The organism is Aggregicoccus sp. 17bor-14, assembly GCF_009659535.1.
In the GTDB taxonomy this organism is placed as follows: domain Bacteria; phylum Myxococcota; class Myxococcia; order Myxococcales; family Myxococcaceae; genus Aggregicoccus.
The window spans coordinates 245,723-264,081 of sequence record NZ_VJZZ01000005.1; the positions used below are offsets into that span (position 1 = coordinate 245,723).

At 73.4% G+C, this 18,359-nt stretch carries 17 protein-coding genes; 4 read left to right on the top strand and 13 right to left on the bottom strand.

Annotated elements, in window-relative coordinates; all coding sequences use genetic code 11:
• Positions 1–18: 18 nt before the first annotated feature.
• The 3 genes from FGE12_RS12000 to FGE12_RS12010 form a co-directional block, all read right to left on the bottom strand.
• On the bottom strand, positions 19–975 hold the full coding sequence (locus tag FGE12_RS12000) for a DUF2950 domain-containing protein (protein ID WP_153866561.1): 957 nt from the start codon (positions 973–975) through the stop codon (positions 19–21).
• Entirely contained in the window at positions 972–2,468 is a 1,497-nt protein-coding gene (locus tag FGE12_RS30290; RefSeq protein ID WP_228530751.1) for a DUF3300 domain-containing protein, read from the bottom strand. Before FGE12_RS30290 ends, FGE12_RS12000 begins: the two co-directional genes overlap by 4 nt.
• A 123-nt stretch (positions 2,469–2,591) precedes the next feature.
• A complete protein-coding gene (locus tag FGE12_RS12010) occupies positions 2,592–3,494 on the bottom strand; it encodes a bile acid:sodium symporter (protein WP_153866562.1) in 903 nt (300 codons plus the stop codon).
• Between the two features lie 151 nt (positions 3,495–3,645).
• Here FGE12_RS12010 and FGE12_RS12015 point away from each other — a divergent pair, with 151 nt between their 5' ends.
• Positions 3,646–4,161, top strand: coding sequence for an aromatic acid exporter family protein (locus tag FGE12_RS12015; RefSeq protein WP_194797813.1), 516 nt, complete (start codon positions 3,646–3,648; stop codon positions 4,159–4,161).
• A gap of 13 nt (positions 4,162–4,174) precedes the next feature.
• On the opposite strand, the gene FGE12_RS12020 is transcribed toward FGE12_RS12015, so the two are convergent.
• The 4 genes from FGE12_RS12020 to FGE12_RS12035 form a co-directional block, all read right to left on the bottom strand.
• Positions 4,175–4,630: a hypothetical protein gene (locus tag FGE12_RS12020; RefSeq protein ID WP_153866564.1), complete on the bottom strand. Its 456-nt coding sequence runs from the start codon at positions 4,628–4,630 to the stop codon at positions 4,175–4,177.
• A complete protein-coding gene (locus tag FGE12_RS12025; RefSeq protein ID WP_153866565.1) occupies positions 4,630–6,120 on the bottom strand; it encodes a DUF3943 domain-containing protein in 1,491 nt (496 codons plus the stop codon). The genes FGE12_RS12020 and FGE12_RS12025 overlap by 1 nt, the downstream gene beginning before the upstream one ends.
• Positions 6,121–6,234: 114 nt before the next feature.
• Complete coding sequence (locus FGE12_RS12030; protein ID WP_153866566.1) at positions 6,235–6,894, bottom strand: hypothetical protein; 660 nt, start codon at positions 6,892–6,894, stop codon at positions 6,235–6,237.
• Positions 6,882–7,724 carry an endonuclease/exonuclease/phosphatase family protein gene (locus FGE12_RS12035; protein WP_370458965.1) on the bottom strand — a complete coding sequence of 281 codons (843 nt, stop codon included), beginning with the start codon at positions 7,722–7,724 and terminating at the stop codon, positions 6,882–6,884. Before FGE12_RS12035 ends, FGE12_RS12030 begins: the two co-directional genes overlap by 13 nt.
• Positions 7,725–8,009: 285 nt before the next feature.
• On the opposite strand from FGE12_RS12035, the gene FGE12_RS12040 reads away from it, so the two are divergent.
• Complete coding sequence (locus FGE12_RS12040; RefSeq protein WP_153866567.1) at positions 8,010–9,020, top strand: formylglycine-generating enzyme family protein; 1,011 nt, start codon at positions 8,010–8,012, stop codon at positions 9,018–9,020.
• A 43-nt stretch (positions 9,021–9,063) separates the two neighbouring features.
• Here the strand turns inward: FGE12_RS12040 and FGE12_RS12045 are convergent, their stop codons facing one another.
• Complete coding sequence (locus FGE12_RS12045) at positions 9,064–10,611, bottom strand: arylsulfatase (protein ID WP_153866568.1); 1,548 nt, start codon at positions 10,609–10,611, stop codon at positions 9,064–9,066.
• A gap of 248 nt (positions 10,612–10,859) precedes the next feature.
• Here FGE12_RS12045 and FGE12_RS12050 point away from each other — a divergent pair, with 248 nt between their 5' ends.
• On the top strand, positions 10,860–11,312 hold the full coding sequence (locus tag FGE12_RS12050; protein WP_228530752.1) for a YidH family protein: 453 nt from the start codon (positions 10,860–10,862) through the stop codon (positions 11,310–11,312).
• 5 nt (positions 11,313–11,317) lie between these two features.
• On the opposite strand, the gene FGE12_RS12055 is transcribed toward FGE12_RS12050, so the two are convergent.
• The 4 genes from FGE12_RS12055 to FGE12_RS12070 all read right to left on the bottom strand — a co-directional run bounded on the left by FGE12_RS12055 (position 11,318) and on the right by FGE12_RS12070 (position 15,175).
• Positions 11,318–12,106, bottom strand: a complete 789-nt coding sequence (locus tag FGE12_RS12055; protein WP_153866570.1) for a hypothetical protein — start codon at positions 12,104–12,106, stop codon at positions 11,318–11,320.
• 5 nt (positions 12,107–12,111) lie between these two features.
• Positions 12,112–12,747 (bottom strand): hypothetical protein, encoded by a 636-nt coding sequence (locus FGE12_RS12060; protein ID WP_153866571.1) that lies wholly within the window; start codon positions 12,745–12,747, stop codon positions 12,112–12,114.
• Between the two features lie 131 nt (positions 12,748–12,878).
• Complete coding sequence (locus FGE12_RS12065; RefSeq protein WP_153866572.1) at positions 12,879–13,901, bottom strand: hypothetical protein; 1,023 nt, start codon at positions 13,899–13,901, stop codon at positions 12,879–12,881.
• Positions 13,898–15,175, bottom strand: a complete 1,278-nt coding sequence (locus FGE12_RS12070) for a hypothetical protein (protein ID WP_153866573.1) — start codon at positions 15,173–15,175, stop codon at positions 13,898–13,900. Before FGE12_RS12070 ends, FGE12_RS12065 begins: the two co-directional genes overlap by 4 nt.
• A gap of 77 nt (positions 15,176–15,252) precedes the next feature.
• Between FGE12_RS12070 and FGE12_RS12075 the strand changes: the two genes are divergently transcribed.
• Positions 15,253–15,537 carry a hypothetical protein gene (locus tag FGE12_RS12075; protein WP_153866574.1) on the top strand — a complete coding sequence of 95 codons (285 nt, stop codon included), beginning with the start codon at positions 15,253–15,255 and terminating at the stop codon, positions 15,535–15,537.
• Between the two features lie 22 nt (positions 15,538–15,559).
• Here FGE12_RS12075 and FGE12_RS12080 read toward each other — a convergent pair whose 3' ends face one another.
• Complete coding sequence (locus tag FGE12_RS12080; protein WP_153866575.1) at positions 15,560–18,319, bottom strand: phosphoenolpyruvate carboxylase; 2,760 nt, start codon at positions 18,317–18,319, stop codon at positions 15,560–15,562.
• Positions 18,320–18,359: the final 40 nt, after the last annotated feature.

Below are 18,359 nucleotides of genomic sequence, written 5' to 3' on the forward strand. Positions count from 1 at the left end.
GACGTTCTCCTTGGGGACTCACTGCACCCGCTTCCAGCTCGCATCGGGGTCGAAGGCGCGCATCTGCTCCACGAGCTCGGCGGTCTTCGGTCCCAGGTCCTTCTGGAAGACCACGCCCTCGTGGTTGACGAGGAAGGTCATCACCCCGGAGACGCCGTAGCGGGCGGGCGCGGCCACCACCGCGAAGCCGCCCAGCAGCTTGCCGCGCACCATGTAGTCGTAGGCGCCGCCGTCCGCGTGCTTGCCCTGGGCGGTGAGGATGCGGAAGTCGTAGCCGTGGTAGGCCTCCTGCTCGGGGCTGCGCAGCTGCTCGCTGTAGCCCTCGAGCGAGGCGCGCGCGGCGAGCACGCCGAGCGGGCTGTCCGGCTCCCCGGGGCTCGTCTCCCAGTACAGCCCGTCCTTCTTGCCCGGCGTCGAGCGGAAGCGCTGCGCGTAGTCCGCGAAGCCGTCGCGGTCCGCGTCCTGGGCGGCGTACTCGCGCTGCGCGTCCACGATGGCGAGCAGCGTCTGGATGGTGTCCAGCTCGTTGCCGCCGATGCGGCGGTTGAGCAGCTCCTCGCGCCCCGCCGCCGCGTCGAAGTGCCAGCCCGCGCTGCCCTTCACGATGGGCGCGGGGAAGGGCCAGTCGTCGTTGCCCACCACCAGCACCGCGCGCTCGCCCTCGCGCCGCTGCAGCGCGTGCTTCTCGTCGTACGCGGCGAGGAAGCGCTCCCGGTCGCCCGCGTCCGCCACCGGGTCACCGGAGAACAGCCACGTGGCGGCCTCCTGGCCCAGGACGTCCAGGAAGCCCTCGCGGTCCTTCGCCCGCAGCGCGGTGACGAAGGCGTCCGCGGCCTCGTCGGGCGTCGCGAAGGTGCGCGCGGTCGAGGAGGCCTGCGTGGCCGCCTTGGGCGCCTGCGCCCGGCCCGCGTGCGGCGCCATGAGCCCGAGGGCGGCGGCGAGCGCGGTGCTGAAGAAGTGAGAAGCGCGCTTCATCGCCGGCCTCCCCCGCGCCCGCCGCCACCACCACGACTGAAGCTGCCGCGCGAGCTCGCGGCGCGTGTCGAGGAGCCTCCGCCTCCGGCGCCGGAGAAGCCGCCCCCGCTGAAGCTGCCGCTGCGGCTCCCACTGCCGCTGTAGCTCCCGCTGCTGCGGCTTCCCCCGGAGCCGCTGCCGCCGTAGCTCCCGCTGCGGCTGCCGGCCGAGCCGCTGCCGCTGCGGCTACCGCTGCCCACCGAGCCGCTGCCGCCGTAGCTACCCGAGCGCGAGCCTGCGCCGCCGTAGTTGCCCGAGCGCGAGCCCGCCCCCGAGAAGTCCCCGGACTGCGCCCGCCCGCGGAACTGCTCTCTCGACCGGCTGGCCTGCGTGTTGCTGCCGCGGTTGTAGCGCTGCGCCGTGCCCTGGTCGCGGTAGGCCACGCCACCGCGGTGGTTCACGTTGTGGTTCCAGTTGCTGTTGTTGATGCTGGTGCGGTTGAAGCTGTTGTAGCGGTTCACGTTCACGTTGACGCTGCCGCGGCCCCACGCCACGCCGCCCCACATCGCGGCGCCCACGAAGGCGGCGGTGGTGAACGCGAGCCCCACGCCCACCGCGTAGCCCACCGGGTAGTAGTAGTAGGGCGGCGGGGCGGGGTACCACCAGGTGCCGTAGACGACGGCCGGGTTGTAGGTCGGCACGTAGACCACCTGCGGGTCCGACTGCTCGATCACGATGACGGTCTTGTCCTCCTGGGTCTCCGTCTTCACCTTCTGCTGCTCGGTCGTCTTGAGCGTCCCGGCCTCCTCCGCCTTCGCGCGCAGCTTCTGCACCGTGGCCATCACCTCGGCCTGCTGCGCGAGGAAGGCGTCGCCGAGCTTCTGCGTCCAGTCGAGCTTCTGGTCCATCATCTCGAGGGCCTGCGGCACCGCGACGATCGACTTCACGCTCGGGTCCCAGGGCTGCTTCTGCAGCGCGTCTTCCAAAGCCTTGTCCTTGAGCTTCGGGTTCGCCTTGCGCCAGCGCGCCGCCTCCACCACCTCCAGCGGGTAGGTGGAGGCCATCAGCACCTGCGCGAGCAGCGTGTCCGGGTAGAGCGCGATGGGCGCGAGCAGCTCGTCGAGGTCCTTCTGGCTGAAGGTCTTCTGGCCCTGCGCGGGCTGCTGCCCCTGCGCGCCCTGGGGCGGCACGTTCTGCACGGTCTGCGTCTGTGCGGGCTGGCCGGGCTGGTTCGTCACCGGCTGCGCCGGCGAGGTGCCATTGGTCGCCGCGGGCGTGGGCTGCTGCTGCGGCGGCGGCGCAGCCTGCGCGGTCGTCGGTTGTTGCTGCGCCGGCTGCTGCTGCGCCGGCTGCTGCTGGGCCGCGGGCTGCTGGCCCGAGGGCTTCTGAGCCGCTGGCTGCTGGGTCTTGGGCGGCGGAGGCTTCTGCTGGTCGGCGCAGCCGCCGGGTGCGGCCAGCGCGACGGTGAGCGCGTAGACGCCCAGGCGTTGGTACGGCGATCGATCGCGGCTCATGGCGTCCACCTCGAGGTGCGAGGCCACCGGCCTGTCTCGCCCCTTCGTTGGGTACTGGCGGCGCGGCCTCCGGAATTCCGCTCCTGTCCGCGGGGGCAACTCCGCGCCGTGCGCTGCAGGTCCTCACGCATGGGCCCTCCGCGCTCCACCCAGGGGACGGGGCGGGGGCAGCCTCTGCTCCACGTCGCTGCGCGCGCCGGCCCTCGCCCAGCGCTTGTAGGGCCTCACTGCGAGCAGGCGGAGCAGGACGTAGAGATCGACGACGGAGCGGGCGCGCGAGTCCGGGAAGTGGGCCTGGGCGATGGCGAGCGCGAGCGCCGGGTTGCCGTACACCGCGGCGATGGCCACCGCGATGCGGTCCTCGCGCCGCGGGCCACCCGCCGCGTGGCCGAGCAGCGCCGCGCCCGAGACGAATGCGAGGAAGGCGAGCAGCGTGCGGGGTGAGACGTGCAGCAGGAAGGCGCCGGACCTCGCGAGCGCGAGCAGGATGACGAGCCACAGCGCCACCGAGACGATGCGCTGGGCGAAGCGGGTGAGCACCGGCACCGCGCCGGGCAGCGCCGCATGCAGGAGCATCCCGAGGGCGAGCGGCCCGAGCACGGCGGGCACCGTCGTCGCGAACACCTCGCGGGCGGGCAGCGCGAGCGCGAGGCCATAGGCAGGGCCGATGGACGCGAGCCACAGGCCCAGCGTGAGGGGCGTGAGCAGGGATGAGAGCAGCAGCACGTTGAGCGCCGTGACCAGGCTGCCCCCCTCCTTCTGCGCGGTGGTGGTGAGGTGGGCCACGCCCGGGCATACCGCGAGCAGCAGCAGGGCGAGCGAGGTCTCGGCCGGGAGGCGAGCGAGGCTCACCAGCGCCAGCGCGAGCAGCGGCACGGCCAGCAAGAGCACGCCCAGTGCGCGCAGGTAGAGCGCGGGGCGCCGCCCCACGTCCCGCAGGTCCTCGGGCCGGCTCTGCAGCCCCACGAAGAACATCACCGCGAAGACGAGATTTTCCGAAGCGAAGGCGATGAGACTCCGCAGCATGAGCACTCCTGGGCTTCAGGAGTGCGCACGCCTGCGGCCCGAGCCATCCGGACAAACCCGCAGTGGCGCGCCTCCGCAGAAACCCCGAGGCAGGGCAGCGGGCGACCGCGAGCCGCTTGCACGTGCGCGCCACCGTGGAGACAACGCGTGCATGCTCCGCTCGCTCAACCTCGTCGCGCTCCAGCTCTCGGTGCGCGCGTCGAGCGCGGCGGCGCTGGGCATCGCGGTCTCCCACCTGCTGCGGCTGGAGATCCCGATGCATGCGGTGCTCACCGCGGTGCTGGTGACGGATCTCGACCCGCGCAGGACGCAGGCGGTGGGGCTGCCGCGCCTGGTGGGGACGGTCATCGGAGCGGGGCTGGGGGCCTTGCTCTGCGCCCTGCTGCCGCCCGGCACGCTCCGCGTGGGCCTCGGCATCCTGCTCGCCATGCTCCTCACCTTCGCGCTGCACCTGAAGGGCTCGGCGAAGGTGGCCGGCTACGTCTGCGGCATCGTGCTGCTCAACTTCGGCCACAACCCGTGGTGGTACGCGACTCACCGGCTCGCCGAGACGATGGTGGGCGTGGTGATGGCCGTCCTGGTGAGCTTCGTGCCCAAGCTGCTCAGGGCGCGGCGGGAGCGGCGGCCGTTCACCGGTGAGAAGGCTCCGTCGGGAAGAGGAGCGTGAGCACGAGGCGCCCTCAGGGCTGCGGCTGGGGCGGCAGCGGCGGGATGAGCTCGTCGTCCGCCTCGCTCTCCGGCAGCGCGCTGAGGCCCACGTCCACGCGGCCGCGGGCGCCGAAGAACTGGAAGCGCACCGTCCAGAGGCCCGGGACGCCGGGGCGGGTCTGGTTGTCGAAGTTGTAGTCCGCCGGCGTGGAGTAGAGCTGGGTGCCCGCGGCGTCGAACACGCTCACCACCACCTGCCCGTGGTGCACGAAGCTGCGGTGCGCCACGGCCGCGCGCCCCTCGGGGTTCACCCAGGGCACGCTCACCTCGTCATGCACGTTGTCCAGGTCCTGCGCCGTGAAGCGCAGCTGCCCCGGCGTGCTGTCCACCGTGACGGCGTTCTCCGCGCCCAGCGTCTTGATGATGGTGTCCGCACAGGAGGCCGCTCCCAGCAGCAGCAGCACCAGCAGCGGTTTCAGGGTGCGCATCACGGCGTCCACCTCGGGCCGGCGAGCGAGGCGAAGACGCGGATCTCTCGCCCCGTGCGGTTCACGTCCGGAAAGGCGTCGTACTGGCTGTTGCGCCGGTACCAGGTGGCCGCGGCCCCCAGCCCCACCTGCCCGATGACGAAGAAGCGCGCCTCCACGTCCAGGGACAGCTGCTGGTGGTTGCCGTTGTAGCCGCTGAGGATGGGCTCCCAGAGGTAGCGCCCGGCGGCCTTCAGGCGCGCGCGTCCGGCGAAGAGCAGGCGCATCTCGGCGCGGCCGCCCATGCCGATGCCGTAGTCGTAGTCGCGCCCCTCCTCGGTGACGAAGTAGTCGCTGCGCACCGCGGCGATGGGCATGGGCGTGGCGAGCAGCTCCGTCTCGAAGCGCACCGGCCCCATGGCGCCCCAGCGCGACACCGGCCCCACGGCGAAGCCCTGGCCGCCGTAGTCCAGCGAGGGCGTGCTGAAGTAGTCGTAGGTGATGTAGGTGGCGAGGAAGTGCTGCGCGCCGTCCTCCCCGCCGTGCGAGAGGCGCCAGGCGTGCAGGCTGCCGCGCGCCTGCAGCAGCGAGAAGCGGCGCGCCCCCTCCTCCTGCTTGGACATCAGCCACAGCCGCCCGTCGAAGGTGCTGAAGGGCACGCCCGCGAGGTCCGACACCGGGTCTCCGTAGAGCAGCTCTCCGGCGAGGAAGGCCGCGTCCACCTTCACGCTGTCGCCCGGCAGGGTCTCCCCGTCGCTGCGCCCGTAGCCCAGGTCCAGCAGGCCCATGATGCGCTTGGGGCGAAAGCCCGGCGGGTTCGGGCCCTCGCGCCACGCGTGCCCGTCCACCAGCCGGTTGAAGCCGCGCACCGGGTTGATGAGCGCGGCGCCGATCTCGCGCATCACGCGCTCCGAGCCGGTGGCCTCGTTGTCCAGCACCAGCGAGGACACGCGCCACAGCGTCTCGCCCAGCGTGATGCCGCCGAGGCTGGTGTTCCACAGGTCGTTGGGGCTCGGCGCCCAGCGCTCGCCGAACAGCTCCCACATGAGGCTGCCGCCGAAGGCCCACGGCGCCGAGCGCCAGAAGTCGTAGCCGTTGGCGCGCGCCGAGTTGTAGTAGAGGCTGCCGTGGTACGGGTGGCTGAACTGGTTGTTGAGGAACGCGTTGTTGTCCCACTGCCACGGGTTCTCGAGGTTCGCCGCCCAGCTGGCCGCGTTGATCCTCGCCCACTCCGCGTCGCGCAGGATGATGTTGAAGGAGGAGGGCAGCGCCTGCGTGAGCATCAGCTCGCCGAGGGCGGTCCACGGCCGGGGCCGCACCTCGCAGTCCTGGCAGTGCGGGTTGATGGGATTCGCCAGGGGCGCATCCGCCGGCATCCGCGAGCGCTGCTCCTGCTGCTGCGCGAGCGGGGCATCCGCGAGCGGGGCGTCCGCGGGGGGGCTTGCCTGCGCGCGCAAGCTGCCCAGCAGCACCAGCGCAGCGACGGACATCTCGAGTGGCCACCGCCTCATCCCGCCTCCCCGTGGGTCAGAGAAACCCCCGGGAGCAAGGTGGGCCGCGCGCCGTGCGGGCGCCCACTGCCTCCGGGAGCAACGGCACGGTGCACCAGCGAACGGCCGGCGCGCTCAGTCCCGCGTCCACGACAGCGAGATGCCGCCGCTGCCCACCCACGGGCGCGCCCCGCCGCGCACCTGGAAGGGCTTCCCCGCCCCGGCCTCGAGCCGCAGCTGCGTGCGGTGGCCCAGCTCCAGGGCGAGCGAGGCGAGCCCCTCGGGCGTGGCGAGGAGCACTGCCCCGTCGCCGTAGCCGCGCAGGAAGGTGGGCGGCGCTGCGCCTCCGAACGCCAGCCTCGTGCCCAGCGTGAGGGTCCAGGAGGGCGTGAGCCGCAGGTCGGCCACGAGCGCGCCGCGGGCCCTCGCGTGCAGCAGCTCCACGGTGTTGTTCGTGAACGGCGCGTAGGCCAGCTCGAGCGAGGGCTGCGCGCCCAGCGTGAGGGCTCCGCGCGTGAGCAGCCGGTGGCGCGTGCCCACCTCCACCCCGGCCGCGTAGACCCGGAAGCCCATGTCCCAGTCCTCGCCCATGCCGTGGCGGCCGGTGAGCTCGAGTGCCGGAAGGAGGAAGGCCTCGCGGCCGCGCTCGAAGAGCAGCCCGTCCAGCGCGAGGCCCCACTGCACGCTGCCCTGCGGCGTGGGCGCCGCGCCCAGGTGCGAGGCCGCGCTGAGGCAGCCGCCGAGGCCCAGGCACAGCAGCACGGGCACGAGGCGGCGCGCGCTCAGCGGGGCCATTCGAACTCCACCCAGACCGGGCGGTGGTCGGTGCCCGTGTCCCCGTCGTCCACGCCGCTCACCTGCGCGGAGGCCCCGTGCGAGAAGACGAAGTCCGAGGTGAGGCTGCCCAGCAGCCAGTCCACGGTGCTCCCGGCGCCCGAGGAGGCCCAGAGGTAGTCGCGCTCCTGGAACAGCCTCACCATCTGGTCGCCCGCCCCGAGGTCGGGCGTGTTGAAGTCTCCGCCCACGAAGCGCAAGGCCGCCCCGCTCTCCTGCGCCAGCGCGTCCATCGCGCCGCACACGGCTTCGGACTGGTCCAGGCGCGCGCCCAGCCCGGTGCCCAGCGTGTGCAGGTGCACGCTGGCCACCGCGGCCCGATGGCCCGCGAGGTCCACCACCGCGAGCACCGCGGAGCGCCGGCTGTGCACGTACGGGTCGTAGTAGGGCAGCACCACCTTGCGGTCCGCGAGCAGGGGCCAGCGCGTGAGCACGGCGTTGCCGAAGTCGTCGCCGTCCTTCTGGATGAAGGAGGGGTAGTATACGTAGCGCCACCCCAGCGCGCGCGCGATGCGCTCCACGCCGGGCGCGTCCATCTCCTGCATCACCACGATGTCCGCATCTCCGAGCGGCGGGTGCGAGAGGGAGGCGATGGCCTTGTCCACCTCCTCCCCGAACGCGAGGTTGTACGTCACCACGCGCAGCACCGGCCCCGGCACCGGCGAGGCGGTGACGAAGTCGCCGGTGTAGCGGGGCCCCTCGGGGTCCTCGTAGTTCGTGGCAATCCGGCAGCCGCAGAGCGACAGCAGGAGCAGCAGGGCCGCTGCGCGGGGTACGACGCGGTCTCGCACGGACGGCCTCTCCTCCTTCGAGTCGAGGGAGGCTAGGCACGAGGGCCGGGCTGCTCAGCAGAGGCACCGCCGTGCTGTCCTCCACCCGAGGGATGGGGGGGCGGGGCTTTCACCTCGTGGACGCACCGCTCGTCCCCGAGGACGAGGACGGTGTGGCCCTTGCTGGGAGTCCTGGCGCCCGCTTCCCTGCCCCGGAGGCAGTGGCACAGGGAGGGGTTACTCCCGAGGAGGGCTCGCGCGCACGCGCCCCACACGGCACCTTGGCCAGACGAAAGGCGGTGCCCCATGCTCGAAGAGCCCCAGGACCTGCGCGCGCCCACACACGCGCCCACGCTCGCGCCCCTCCCCGCGCCGGGCACCGCGCCGCACCCGGACCTGGTGTGGATCCCGGGCGGCACCTTCCTCATGGGCTCCGAGGCGCACTACCCGGAGGAGGCGCCGGTGCACCCGGTGGGCGTGAGCGGCTTCTGGATGGACCGCTTCACGGTGACGAACATGCAGTTCCAGCGCTTCGTGGAGGCGACGAAGTACCTCACGGTCGCCGAGCGCCCGCTGAACCCGGAGGACTACCCCGGCGCGAAGCCCGGGGCGCTCGTCCCCGGCTCGCTCGTGTTCCGCAAGGCGCCGCACCCGGTGAGCCTCGCGAACTGGCAGCGCTGGTGGGACTACGTGCCGGGCGCGAGCTGGCGCCACCCCGAGGGGCCGCAGTCGAACCTCAAGGGGCGCGGAAAGCACCCGGTGGTGCACGTGGCCTACGAGGACGTGGAGGCCTACGCCGCGTGGGCGGGAAAGCAGGTGCCCACCGAGGCCGAGTGGGAGTGCGCCGCGCGCGGGGGGCTCGAGGGCGCGGAGTTCTGCTGGGGCAGTGAGCTGCGGCCCGCAGGCCGCCCCATGGCGAACATCTGGGAGGGCGAGTTCCCCTGGCAGAACCTGAAGGAGGACGGCTACGAGGGCACGGCTCCGGTGGGCAGCTACCCGCCCAACGGCTACGGCCTCCACGACATGGCGGGCAACGTGTGGGAGTGGACCCAGGACTTCTACGCCGAGCGCCACGCAGGGCCCGCGACGAAGGCCTGCTGCATCCCGCAGAACCCGCGCAACGCCGCGCGCGAGGCGAGCCGCGACCCGGCCCAGCCGCACATCCACATCCCGCGCCGCGTGCTCAAGGGCGGCAGCCACCTGTGCGCCTTCAACTACTGCCGCCGCTACCGCCCCGCCGCGCGCAGCCCGCAGCAGGTGGACTCGGGCGCCTGCCACATCGGCTTCCGGCTCGTGCTGCGGCCCGAGGCGCACTGAAGGGCCGCGGCCCCCGGGTGCGCCCCGGGGGACCGCGGGCTCCTCAGGCGCGCGCGGTGGGCTGGGGCTTCTTGTTTCCGCCGGTCACGGCGGGGTGCGGCTGCGCGGCCATCGCGTCCTGCTTCTCGCGCGCCTTGTCCAGTGCCTGGTCGATGCTGAAGCTCGCAGGCTTCTGGCGCGGCGGGAACTCCTCGAAGGTCTTGAGGAACTCACCCACGATTTGCTGGGCCGGCACCAGCACGAAGGCGTGGTCCACCATCCACTTGTCGTAGAACATCGAGGCATCCTCGTCCCCGCGCTCGAAGGGGTCGCTGCGCAGGTTGTAGACCTTGGGCGCGCGCAGCGAGACCGTGGGGTCGCGCCAGACGCTCAGGCCGTGGGAGCGCTGCTCCATGAAGGTCACCTTCCACTGCTGCACGCGCAGCGCGAACAGGTCCCCGTCGTCGCTCCAGTAGAGGAAGCCCTTGCGCGGGTTGTCCTCCTCGCCCGTCAGGTGCGGCAGCAGGTTGAAGCCGTCGATGTGGACCCTGAAGGTCTTCTTGCCGGCCTTGTGCCCCTTCTTGAGCTTCTCCACGATGTCCGGCTCGCCGGCCGCCGCGAGCAGCGTGGGCAGCATGTCCGTGTGCGAGAAGATCTCGTTGGAGACCGTCCCCGCGTCGATCTTCCCCGGCCAGCGGATGGCGCAGGGCACGCGCCAGCCCCCTTCGAAGTTCGTGTCCTTCTCGCCGCGGAACGGAGTCGTGCCGCCGTCCGGCCAGCTCATGACCTCGGCCCCGTTGTCGGTCGAGTACATCACGATCGTGTCATTGGCGAGCCCCAGCTCGTCCAGCTTGTCGAGCAGGCGCCCCACGTGCCCGTCGTGCTCCACCATGCCATCGGGGTAGACGCCCAGGCCCGTCTTGCCCTCGGACTCCTTCTTGAGGTGCGTGAACATGTGCATGCGGGTGGAGTTGAACCAGAGGAAGAAGGGCTTGCCCTCCTTCTTCGCCTTGTCCATGAAGCCCAGCGCGCCCTCGACGAACTCCTCGTCCACCGTCTCCATGCGCTTCAGGTTGAGCGGCCCGGTGTCCTCGATGCGCTGAGTGCCATCCGCGTTGGCCCAGCAGTGCAGCACGCCGCGCGGGCCGAACTTCTTCCGGAACTCCGGGTCCTTGGGGTAGTCCGGGTGCTCCGGCTCCTGCTCGGCGTTGAGGTGGTAGAGGTTGCCGAAGAACTCGTCGAAGCCGTGCAGTGTGGGCAGGAACTCGTCGCGGTCGCCGAGGTGGTTCTTGCCGAACTGGCCAGTCATGTACCCGAGCGGCTTGAGCAGGTCCGCGATGGTGGGATCCTCCGGCTGCAGCCCGAGCGTGGCCCCCGGCAGGCCCACCTTGGTCAGCCCCGTGCGGATGGGGGACTGGCCGGTGATGAAGGCAGCCCTGCCCGCAGTGCAGCTCTGCTGGCCATACCAGTCGGTGAAGAGGCAACCCTCCTTCGCGACGCGGTCGATGTTGGGCGTGCGGTAGCCCATCACGCCCAGGTTGTAGGCGCTGACGTTGTACCAGCCGATGTCGTCGCCCCAGATGATGAGGATGTTGGGTTGTTTCGTTGCCATGCGCGGGCTCCAGAGGGGTGGGTGAGAGTTCGCGCAGCAAGCTGAGAACGCCGCGCCGGGCTGCCCATTGGGCGAAAGCCCGAGGCGAGGCGGGGCACGGAGGCTCGGTGCGGGCCCAGCGTGCGGCAGAGGCAGCGCGCCGTGAGGCCAAGTGGAGAGCGGCCCGTCGGCTCCGGACTTCCCCGCAGCGCCATTGCAGGCTGCACGGTCGCGCTCAGCTTGCGCGCAGGTGCCACATGGACGCGACGATGAGCAAGCCCTTACACCCGCCCGAGCTGGAGCTCTCTGCGCGCCAGAGCGGGCTCAGCTTCCAGCGCACGCGGATGAGCACGGACCGCACGCTGCTCTCGATGCTGCGCACCGCCATCTCGCTGGTGAGCTTCGGCTTCACCATCGCGCAGTTCTTCCAGCGCCTGCACCAGTCGCCGCAGTTCGCGCAGCTGGTGGGGACCCACGCCGCGCGCAACTTCGGGATCGCGCTCGTGCTCATGGGCAATGCGCTGCTCGCGCTCGCGCTCGTGCAGCACGTGGCCATCCGGCGCACCCTGCACGCCGAGCGCGCGCTGCTCGTGCGTCAGGGGCTGATGCACGGAGACGAGCCCTTCGCGCCGTCCATGGCCTTCTACGTGTCGCTGCTCTTCCTGCTGCTCTCGCTCGCGGTGGTGCTGGGCATGGTGTTCCGCGCGGGCCCCTTCGACTGAGCGCGCTACGGCCCCTTGCGCTCGAAGGAGAACTGGCGCTTGTCCCAGCGCTGGGGCGTGAGCAGCAGCACGCCCCCTTCCACCTCGCAGCGCAGGCGGGTGACGTTGCGGCCGCTCCAGTCGGGGAGCGCCACGTCGCGCGGCTCCCCGCAGAGCACCCCCTCGAGCGAGCCTCCCAGCGCCCGCGCCTCCCACTCGTCCTTGTCCAGCATCACCACCTGGCCCCAGATGCGCATCGTGAGCGCGTTGCCCGAGCCCAGCGTGGGGCCGCCCAGGCGCGTCTCCATCTCGAAGCAGCCGGGCGCCGCGATGCGCATGAGCAGCCCGTAGTCGGAGCGGATGGACTGGTCATCCGTGCCCTTGCTCTGGCGCACGAAGCCCGCGCCCGTCAGCTCCCACTGCCCCGTCCACTCCTCCGGCAGCGCGAAGGCCGCCCCGGGCTGGGGTGCGCACTGCCCGGGCGCCTCCGCCCCCGGCGCCCCCTTCACCGAGGCGAACACCCGGCCACACGCCTCGGGGCAGGCCTTGCGCCAGCAGGCGGTGTCGCTCGCCGCGCACTGCGCCTTGCGCAGGCAGCTGCGCAGCCCCTTCATGGCGCCCGCGCAGGGCGCCATGCAGCGCTCGAGGCACTTGCCCTCGATGCAGCCGGCGATGCAGCTCCACGTCTCCAGCGGGCAGGCGCGCGGAGGCGGGGGCGGCTTTGCGGGCGCCTGGGCGAGCGCGCGGGGCAGCAGCGCGAGCAGCAGCGCCAGCGCAGCGGGGAGCAGGGGCCCGTGTGCCCTCCGCGCTGGCATGGCGCTCACTCCATCGCGCGCTCGAGCATCAGCCCGAGGATGGTGGCCTGCTGCGCCGGCGCGAGGCGCTCGAAGCCGCTGGGCAGGGTCACCTTCACGTCCGTGGAGGGCTTGCCCTCGCAGTCACGCTCGCCCTTGTAGTCCGTGCCGAGCCCGCTGCCGCCCGTGCCGGCGCTGTTGTAGGCGTTGCTGCGGTTGCTGCGCTTCAGGTCATATCGGCAGGTGGCCACGTTGCCCGAGAGCGTGTTGGGCGAGAACGAGAACGAGGACTCCCGCCCGCGGTAGAGCCCATCCGCGCGCAGGCCGCCCTTCGTGGGCTGCAGCTGCAGCCGGATGGGCTCCTCCCCTACCTTGCCCTGCACCGTGCCCTGCGCGAGCGCGAGGTCCACGGGCGCGCCGTAGGCCTCGCCCTTCGCGGTGCCGCCCTGCACCTCCACGTTCACCTGGGGCCCCTTGAGCGTGTTGCCCTCGAGCGCCACGTAGCGGGTCTTCCCATAGGCCTCCACCATCACGTTGCCCGTGGCCTCACTCAGGCCCGTGCTCGCGACCGCCGCCCCGGTGCTGCCCTTCGACGAAGAGGAGGACGAGGCACAGCCACAGACTGCGAGCAGCGCTGCCGTCATCCACGCCTGGCGCTTCATGAGACACTCCTTCCCTCCCCGGGCAGAGCGCCCGTGAGGGAGGCTGGGGACGGAGGCTCGCGGCGGGATGCGGACAAACCCCGAGCCCGGCAGCGCCGCGCACGTCCGGTCCCCTCCTCACCAAGCTGCCATTACGGCGCGGAGGCCGCGCTCACCGCCACCTTGCCCTTCACCGCCGTCTCGCCGGGCGCGCCGCAGCCCTCGCCCGTGCCGGTGACGGCGCCGGCCTCGCCCACCGTGAGCTGCAGCTCGTGGCAGCCCACCTTGCGCACCGTGGAGGCCTCCTTCATCTGGTCCCCGGCCGCCTGCAGCACCTTCTGGTGGGGCTCGAGCAGCTTCTGGTACTTCTCGAAGCAGGGCTGCATCTGCTCGGGCTTCAGCTTCACGCACTCCTCGCCCATCTTCTGGCTGAGGGCGTTGATCTTCTCCATCGCGGCATTCGTGCGCTCCGAGCTGGACTGCGCGGTGAGCTCCTCGCTCAGCGCCTGCTGCTCCTCGGGCGTGGGCTCCACCTGCGCGCGCCACGCCCCGCCCGAGCCGGAGAGCGCCACGGGCCGCTCGCCCTGGGCCTTGCCCTGGCGGCTCCAGCGGCTCACGCCGCGCAGGTCCGCCGCGTCCTCGCAGCGCGTCGCGTCCACCACCCAGCGGCTGCTCGTCCCGTTCGCCAGCTGCAGCTCCCAGGTGTAGCGCCCCACCACCTGCACGAGCGGGAGGCTCGCCTGGATGCCGCTGCCGGCCGAGGCCACCAGCAGGTCGCAGCGCCCGGGCATCGCGTCCGGCCTCGCGCGCACCTCGAGGCGCAGCTTGCCGCCCTCGAGCTTCTGGTCGACCACGGTGAGCGCGTCACAATTGAAGTCGATGAAGCTGCCCGGCACCACCTTCGCGTCGAGCACCAGCTTCGCCGTCTTGCCCGGCGCGAGGCACACGCGGCTGCCCTCGCTCGCCGGCACCGCGGAGACGAGGCTCAGCTCCGGGGTGGGGTACTTGCGCCGGAGCGCGTCGTAGCCGAGGCCCGTCTTCGCGCGCTCGGCGTCGAGGCGCTTCTGGAACGCTGCGTAGCGCTCCTGGAACGTGGCGCCCGCGCCCTGCCCTCCAGCGGCGGCGAGCACGGCGGCGAGGGCGAGGGTACAGAGCGCGAAGGGGACTCGGTTCAAGGCGTTCTCCTGGGGCTGAAGGCAGCGGCGCACGCGAGGAGCCACAGCAGCAGCTCCGCGGGGCGCGCGAGGGGGAAGTCCACCGCAGCGCGCGCCAGAAGGGAAGCCTGGGTGGCCGCGAGCCCGAGGCCCTCCCGGCCGCCACGGCGCAGCGCGGCGCCGAGCGCGAGCGCGGCGAGCCCCAGGCGCGGCAGCGTCCCGAGGAGGCCGAGGTCCAGCAGCCACTCGAGCGGGTCGCAGTGCACGTGGTCCTGCGCCCCCGCGTAGCGGCGCTCCGCCCCCTGCGCCGCCGCGCCCTGCCAGTGGAGCGCCTCCCACCCGGGCCAGCGCAGCGTGACGGAGCCGGGACCCGCGCCCACCCACGGCGCATCGCGCACGTGCGGCGCGGCCACGGCCCAGAGGTACCTCCGTCCGCCCGCCGCCTCGCCCACGGCCCCGCGCCCGCGCAGGCCCAGCCCCAGCGCGCCCAGCGCGAGCAGGGCGAGGGCCGCGGCGCCCAGCAGCGCGCGGCGTGGACGCCCGCCGTGCCGCGCGGCGTGGACGCCCGCCGCGAGCCCCGCGGCCGCGAGGGCGAGCACGCTCGCGAAGGACTGACAGGCGGCGAGCGCGAGCAGCTGCAGCCCGGCCGCGGCCCACGTCCACCCCGCCCGGGCGCGCGCGAGCGTGGCCACGAGGCACGCGCCCAAAAGGCCCGCGACGAAGTCCGGGTTGCCCAGCGTGGCGTACACGCGCAGGCGCGGCGTCTGCAGGTCCGGCGCGAGCCCCACGAGCCGGAAGGGGTCCGCGCCCAGCCACTGCAGCAGCGCCACCGCCGCCACGGCCGTGCCGGCCCAGGTGGCCCCGCGCAGCACGGCTCCTGGGGACGGGGTGCGCTGCAGCAGCGCGACGAGGAGCAGCGCGGCGCTCGCCTCCAGGGCGAGACGGGAGGGCAGCGGCTCCCCCCCCAGGGCGGACGCCGCGAGCGTGCCCGCCCAGGCCCAGCCGAGCAGGCGCGCGGGCGCGGAGGCCGGCCGGGGCCACGCGAGCGCCGAGGCCAGCGCGAGCAGCGCGCCCGCCGCGAGCACCCCTCCCTTCGCGGTGGAGAAGGGCGTGGGCCCGCCCGGCCACACCGCGAGGGACACGGCGACGGGCAGCAGCGCGGGGAGCAGCTGGGCGGCGCGCGGGTGGGACGAGGTGGAGGCGGTCACGGGAGGAGGGGCGCAGGCTACACCGGCGAGCGAGGCGACCGCCTCCTGCTCCCGGCTGCCCTCGAGGCCCGGGCCCGGGGCGTGCACCGGGCCCCTCCACGGACGCTCTTTTCCTGCAATCGCTCGCGCCCCCGTGCGTGCTCCCCTGCGGAGGACGCACTCACATGGACGCTACTACCGCCTTCGTCGCCATCTTCATCACCGGCATGGTCGTGGGCATTCCGCTGCTCGGCCTGACCATCCGCCTCTCCATCAAGCCGCTGGTGGACGCGTGGACCCGCATGCGCACGGTGCAGCCCGGGGGCACCTCCGCGGAGCTGGAGGCGCTCAAGCTGCGCGTCGCCGCGCTCGAGGCGGTGTTCGAGTCGCCGGACCTCGCGCTCAGCTCCTCCGAGCGCCAGCTGCTCGAGGGGCGGCCGCTGAGCCGGCGCCTCACCGACAAGTCCTGAAGGCAGGTCCCGAGCGCGCCGCCTACCCAGTGTTGCGCAGCCCCGCGGCGATGCCGCTGAGCGTGAGGAGCAGGGGCCGGTCACAGCCGGCCTCGCCCGCGCGCTTGCGCCGCAGCAGCTCCACCTGCAGGAAGGACATGGGGTCCACGTAGGGGTTGCGCAGCCGGATGGAGCGCTGCAGCGAGGGGTTTCCCTCCAGCAGGCGCGCGTGCCCCGTGACGGCCTTCACCCAGCGGCGCGTGAGCAGCAGCTCCGCGCGCAGTGCGCCCCACAGCGGGCGCACCTCGGGCGGGGCGAGCCGCACGTAGCGCCGCGCGATGCCCGCGTCGCACTTGCCCAGCACCATCTCCACGCGGTCCACCACCGTGCGGAAGAAGGGCCACTCGGCGTACATGCGCCTCAGCAGTGCCTCGCCTCCGGGCTCCTTCGCGTACGCCGCGAAGGCGCTGCCCACGCCGAACCAGCCCGGCAGGATGGCGCGGTTCTGCGTCCACGCGAACACCCAGGGAATGGCGCGCAGCGCCTCCACCCCACCCGCCTTGCGCTTGGAGGGGCGCGAGCCGATGGGCAGCGAGCCGATCTCCTCCACCGGCGTCACCGCGGTGAAGAAGGCGGTGAAGCGCGGGTCCTCCCACACGAAGGCGCGGTAGGCCTTGCGGCCCACCTCCGCGAGCGCATCGAACGCGGCGCGGAAGGCCGGCTCGTCCGCCGCGCTCGCGCGCGGCTGCGCATCCAGCGTGTGCACGAGGACACCGCCCAGCACCAGCTCCAGGGTGCGCCGCGCGAGCGCGGGCCGCGCGTACTTGTGGTCCAGCGCCTCGCCCTGCTCGGTGGCCTTGTAGTGGCCGGCCACCGTGCCCGGGGGCAGCGCGAGGATGGCCTCCTGCGCGGGCCCTCCGCCGCGCGCCACCGACTCGCCGCGGCCGTGGAAGAGCACCAGGCGCACGCCCGCCTCGCGCGCAGCTTGCGCGAGCTGCGTCTGGGCGCGGTAGAGCGCCGCGCTCGCCGCGAGCATCCCCACCTCCTTGCCCGAGTCGCTGTAGCCCACCATCACCTCCTGGTGGCCGCGCGCCCGCACGTGGCGCAAGTACGCGGGGTCCGCGAACAGCTCGCGCAGCACGCCCGCGCCCCCGTTGAGCGCGCCCAGCTGCTCGAAGAGCGGCACCACGTCCAGCGTGGCGCACCCGCGAGCCTCGTCCCACAGCCCCGCGGCCCTCGCGCACGCGAGCGCCGCGCGCACGTCCCCGGCGCTCTCCGCCATGCTGAGCACCAGCGTGCGGCACGCGGCCTCGCCGCCCTCCGCCTGCGCCTCTCGCAGCCTCGCGAGCACGGCCTGCAGCCGCGCTCCGCCCTCGTCCAGCGCGGGCCTCTCTGCGGAGCCCGCGGCCAGGTGCGCCGCGAGGTTGCGCGCCTCCTCCGCCGGCACGCGCGCCTCCAGCTCCAGCAGGTGGAAGCCCAGCGTCCGCGCGCGCTCGAGCACCCGGCGCGCGTAGCGAAGCCCCGCGCGCGCCGCCCTCCCCCGCTCGAGCGACTCGCACAGCAGCTCCAGGTCCGCGCACAGCTGCGCGGGCCCCTCGTAGGCGGCCGCCGCACGCGCCACCTCCAGGGCGCCCCGCTCACCCACGGCCCCTACTCCCGCCGCCACGCCCGCCGCGAACGCGCCTGCCTCAGAGGCTCCGGTGGCACCGGTGCGCTTCGCCTCCACCGCGCGCAGGCAGGCCTGCAGCCGCGCCTCGATGAAGCGCAGCTTGCGCCGCCACGGCTCTCCCTCGGTGCGCGGCCCCTGCTGCCGCGCCACCTCGGGCAGCGCCTCGGCGTCGCGCTCGAGCGAGGCGCGCAGCTCCGGGCTCACCGCCACGTAGCGCGCGGACTGCGAGAGCCACGCGCCCAGCCTTCCCACGTCGCGCAGCAGCAGGCGCAGCCCGTGCGCGCGGTGGGCGCGCAGCGTGTCGGCGAACACGTCCGCGGTGACCAGCGGGTTGCCGTCCATGTCCCCGCCCACCCATGAGTGCAGGCGCAGGGGCGAGGGCAAGGGCCCGAGCGGCTCGCGGTACACGCGCTCGAAGGCCCAGCCGATGGTCTCGGGCAGGGACACCACCTGCTCGGCGAGCACCTCCTCCATGTACCAGAGGACGTTCTTCACCTCGTCGCCCACGGTGGGGCGCTCGCGCCGCAGCTCGTCCGTCTGCCACAGCGAGGTGATGCACTCGCGCATCGCGAGCAGCAGCTCCTCGCGCTCCTGCGGCACCAGCGCGCAGCGGTCGCGCTCTTCCAGCAGCCGGGTGAGCCGGTAGAGCTTCTCCAGCAGCGTGCGGCGCGCCGCCTGGGTGGGGTGCGCGGTGAGCGTGAGCAGCAGGCGCAGCTCGCCGAGCGCCGCGCGCACCCGGTCCGCCTCCACGCCCTGCGCTCGCAGCTGGGCGAAGGTGGCCTCGAGCGAGCCGCGCTGCGGCGGGGCCCCCGGGTCGCCCGCCCAGGCGCGGGCGCGGCGCACGCGGTGGTGCTGCTCGGCGAGGTTCGCGAGCTGGAAGTAGAGGCTGAAGGCGCGCACCACCGTCTCCGCACGCTCGGGGGACAGGCGCGTGAGGAGCCGGGCCAGCTGCGCCGCCGCCTCGCGCCGCTGCTCCGGAGGCCCGCGGCGCCGGCGGATGGCCAGGTGGCGCACCTCCTCCTCGAGCTCGAAGAGCGCGCGGCCCTCCTGCTCGATGAGCACCTCCCCCAGCAGCTGGCCGAGCAGCTTCACGTCCTGCCGCAGGGGCAGGTCCTCGGGTCTCTCGCGCGCCATGGCGCAATGCTGCGGCCGGTCGGCGCAGGCGGCTGCGGGG